This is a genomic window from Acidovorax sp. HMWF029, assembly GCF_003060895.1.
Lineage (GTDB): Bacteria > Pseudomonadota > Gammaproteobacteria > Burkholderiales > Burkholderiaceae_C > Acidovorax.
Map to the genome: position 1 here is coordinate 19,677 of NZ_QAIH01000158.1, position 3,670 is coordinate 23,346.

Sequence of the window (3,670 nt, forward strand, 5' to 3'; positions counted from 1 at the left end):
CCGTGGAGTTGCGGTGCTCGAGCCCGCCGTAGCCGTCTGCCACGGCATTGAGCATGAACAGGTAACTCTTGAACGGAGCCTTGCCCTCTGTGCCATGCCAGAAACGGATGGCAGTCTCACAGATCTTCTGGGTGTCGGCCAGCAACCGTTTGCCGTCAAAGGAAGGGGCCGCACCGGCCACCACAAACTGGTGGGGAACGCCGCAGGCCTTGAAGCGGCCCACCCAGAACGGGCCCAGTTCCACGGGGCAATCCACCAACTCGTCGTAGTCGGTCGCGCCATACAGGCCAAAGCCCTGTTTGTCAGTGGCCAGCGCCTGCAGCCCTGTGGCCACGGACCACTGCGCCGTGGCGGCAGTGCGCGCAATATCCAGCGTGTGGCGGTGCTTCTCCTGGCCATCCACCCGCAGGCACAGGCTGGTGCCGTTGAAAAACCCACGCGAGGCGTCCAGCCATGCTGTGCGCACCGAACTGTCGTAGGCGCAGACCGTATAAGTCAGCTCCAGGGGTTTGCCCGGCGTGCAGGCCACTTGCCAGCGGTGCTTGTCGAGTTGGGCCAGAGGCAGCACACGTTTGCCTTGGCGCGCGTTCAGCTGCTGCAGGTTTTTCGCAAACTCCCGCACCAGATAGCTGCCCGGAATCCAGACAGGCAGGGACAGCTCCTGCTGTGCTGCAGGGCGGGCGATGGTCAGCGATACGCTGAACAGGTGTGCATGCACGTCGGATGGTGTGATGCAGTAGTGAACCTCTGCGGGCTGGGTGCTGCGTGAGGAGGGCATGGGCGGCTGGGTGGAAGTGCTCGGAATCAGTTGGTCGTGCCAGAGGTCTCGCTGCTGGCTTCCGCCAGGCGTTTCTCAACTTCTTGCGTGCCGATGGCGCCAGGCACGCGCGAGCCATTGGCAAAGATCAGCGTAGGTGTACCGGTAATCTTGTGTTTCTTGCCGAACATCAGGTTGCGCTGCAGGGCGCTGGTGTCGCAGCTGGCCGAGGCGACAGGCTTGTCACGCACCATCATGTCCTGCCAGGCACCCGCCTGGTCTTTCGAGCACCAGATATTGCGCGATTTTTCGGCGGAGTCGGGGCTCAGGATAGGGTAGAGGAACAGGTACACCGTGACGTTGTCCACCTTCTGCATGTCACGCTCAAAGCGTTTGCAGTAGCCGCAGTTGGGGTCTTCGAACACCGCCACCTTGCGCTTGCCATCGCCGCGCACGATGGTGAACGCGTCCTTGAGCGGCAAAGCCGAAAAGTCGACGGCCGTGAGCTTGGCGATGCGGTCTTCCGTGAGGTTGCGGCGCGCCTTGGTGTCGATCAGCTCGCCCTGGATCACGTAGTTGCCCTTGGCGTCGGTGTAGAACAGGTCCGTGCCTATGCGCACTTCAAACAACCCCGCCATGGGCGTGGGCCTGACCTCGTCGATCTTGTCCATCTGGGGAATGCGCTCCGCCAGCGCCTTGCGGATGGTGGCCTCCTGCGCGGTCGCGGTCAGGCTCAGGGTCATTGCGGCGGCAGCCAGCAGGAGGGTGGTCAGTTTCATGGTGTTCTCGTTCAATCTCAATAACTTGCAGGACGCACGGGCGTCCCATCGTGTCTTCAGCGCATTCCCATTGCCCGGCGAGTCACAAAATCCTTCAGGGGGCCACTGCGTTCAAAGCCTTTCATCCCCCAGTTGCGCAGCGCCTGCCATGGGGCTTCCTGGCGTGCAAACAACTGCTGCAGTCCATCCGTGGCCAAACCCATGGCGACCAGGGCCGCCTTGCGCTTGCGTTCGTAGCGCCGCAGCATCCGCAAGTCGGCCACGCTGCGCCAGTAGTCGCGCGTGCGCAGCACCTCGGCCAGGGCCTGCACATCGGCCAACCCCAGGTTGAGCCCTTGCCCTGCCAGGGGATGCACGTTGTGGGCTGCATCGCCAGCCAATACCCAACTGCCCCAGCTGCGGGGGCTGGTCCCAGCGGCGGTTGTGCTGCCACACCAGCGGTCTGCCCTGGCCAATTGCAAAGGCCAACTGGCACGGTCTGCGCACAGGGTCAGCGTGCCCAGCGCCTGCTGGCTGGCGGTTTGCAGAGCCTGGGTGAAATCTTCTGGGGGCAGGGCCATCAAGGACGCTACCTGCTCCTGTGAGACGGACCACACAACGGCCACAGAGTTCCCTTCGGCGCCGTCCAGAGGCAAAAAAGCCAGGATGCCATCGGGCAGGAACCACTGGCGCGCCACCTGGCCATGGGGGTGCTCGCAGCGCACGCGGGTGGCGATGGCATGCTGTGCGTAGGGCGTGACCTCGAAACGGGCGCCGAACTCGGCCCGCGTGCTGCTGGCGCGGCCTTCGCAGACCACGGTCAGTGGCGCAGCCACCGGGGCCTCCACCACTTCGACCTGGGGTTGAAAACGTACGGCCTCGGCAAGGCGGGCCTCAAGGGCCGGCACGTCCACAATCCAGGCCAGGGCCTCCACGCCCTGCGGCTCGGCATCAAACACCACGGCGCCGCCTTGGTCTCCTTGTACCTGCATTTGCCGCACGGCCGTCGCGTGCTCGGCATCCGGCCAGCTGCGCAGGGATTCGAGCAATTGGCGCGACGCACTGTTCAGGGCATAGGCCCGGACGTCGGCTGCCGGCGCGCCGACCGGGGCTGGGGCTGGCACCAGGGCCACTTTAAGCCGCTCGCGTGCCAGTAACAATGCCAAGGTCCTGCCCACAATGCCGGCGCCGCGTATACAGATATCAAAGGTTTGGGCCATGGCGGTCATTGTAGGAGGGCGCCCGTGCCCCAATGCCACAAGGCAGAATTGCGGTTTCCGCCCTGTCGCCATTTCTCAAGAGGAACCCCTGGCCGTGAGCTTCAACCCCGATTCCGATCTGTCTGGCACCATCGCGCGGCTGTTTGTGTACCCCATCAAGTCCTGTGCGGGCATCGAGGTGCAGGAGGCCCTGCTCACGGACACCGGGCTGGACCTGGACCGGGCCTGGATGGTGGTGGATGCCGATGGCATGTTCCTGACCCAGCGCGCCCTGCCGCGCATGGCGCTGATCCGGCCGCAGCTCAAGAGCGACGAGATGGTGCTGCGTGCCCCCGGCATGCTGGCCTTACATGTGGCGGTGGACGCCGTTGAGGCCCCGGCCACCGTGACCGTGTGGCGCGACACGGTGCCCGCCTGGGACATGGGGGCCGTGGCCTCCCAGTGGTTCACGGACTTCCTCGGGCAACCCTGCCGGCTGATGCGGTTTGACCCCGAGCATAGGCGCTTGTCGAGCATGGATTGGACGGGCGGGGTGGAGGCGCCCAACCAGTTTGCGGACGGCTTCCCGATCCTGGTGGCCAGCGAGGCCTCGATGGAGGAACTCAATAGTCGACTGGCTGCTGCAGGCCATGCGCCGGTGGGCATTGAACGCTTCCGGCCTAACGTGGTGCTGGCAGGCGTCGATGCCCACGATGAAGACCGGGTGGACCTGGTGCGCGTGGACGGCGCGGCGGACGGCGAGATTCACCTGCAGCCGGTCAAGCCCTGCGCGCGCTGCCCCATCCCGGATATCGACCCGGCCACGGCGGCATCCAGCCCGCAGGTGGGTGACACCCTGCGTACCTACCGCCAGGACAAGCGCGTGGATGGCGCCATCACCTTTGGCATGAACGCCATCGTGCGCCAGGGCGCAGGCCAGATGCTGCGTGTGGGGC

General features: G+C 65.1%; 3 protein-coding genes and 1 pseudogene. 1 reads left to right on the top strand and 3 read right to left on the bottom strand.

Annotation, left to right across the window (positions count from 1 at the left end):
• The 3 genes and pseudogenes from DBR12_RS22765 to DBR12_RS11125 form a co-directional block, all read right to left on the bottom strand.
• Positions 1 to 778, bottom strand: a pseudogene (locus DBR12_RS22765) (peptidase M61); the annotation flags it as partial.
• A gap of 26 nt (positions 779 to 804) precedes the next feature.
• On the bottom strand, positions 805 to 1,536 hold the full coding sequence (locus DBR12_RS11120) for a DsbC family protein (protein ID WP_108617302.1): 732 nt from the start codon (positions 1,534 to 1,536) through the stop codon (positions 805 to 807).
• 56 nt (positions 1,537 to 1,592) lie between these two features.
• Positions 1,593 to 2,735 (bottom strand): FAD-dependent monooxygenase, encoded by a 1,143-nt coding sequence (locus tag DBR12_RS11125; protein ID WP_108617303.1) that lies wholly within the window; start codon positions 2,733 to 2,735, stop codon positions 1,593 to 1,595.
• Between the two features lie 94 nt (positions 2,736 to 2,829).
• On the opposite strand from DBR12_RS11125, the gene DBR12_RS11130 reads away from it, so the two are divergent.
• A partial coding sequence (locus DBR12_RS11130) for an MOSC domain-containing protein (RefSeq protein WP_108617300.1) occupies positions 2,830 to 3,670 on the top strand: 841 nt, incomplete at its 3' end.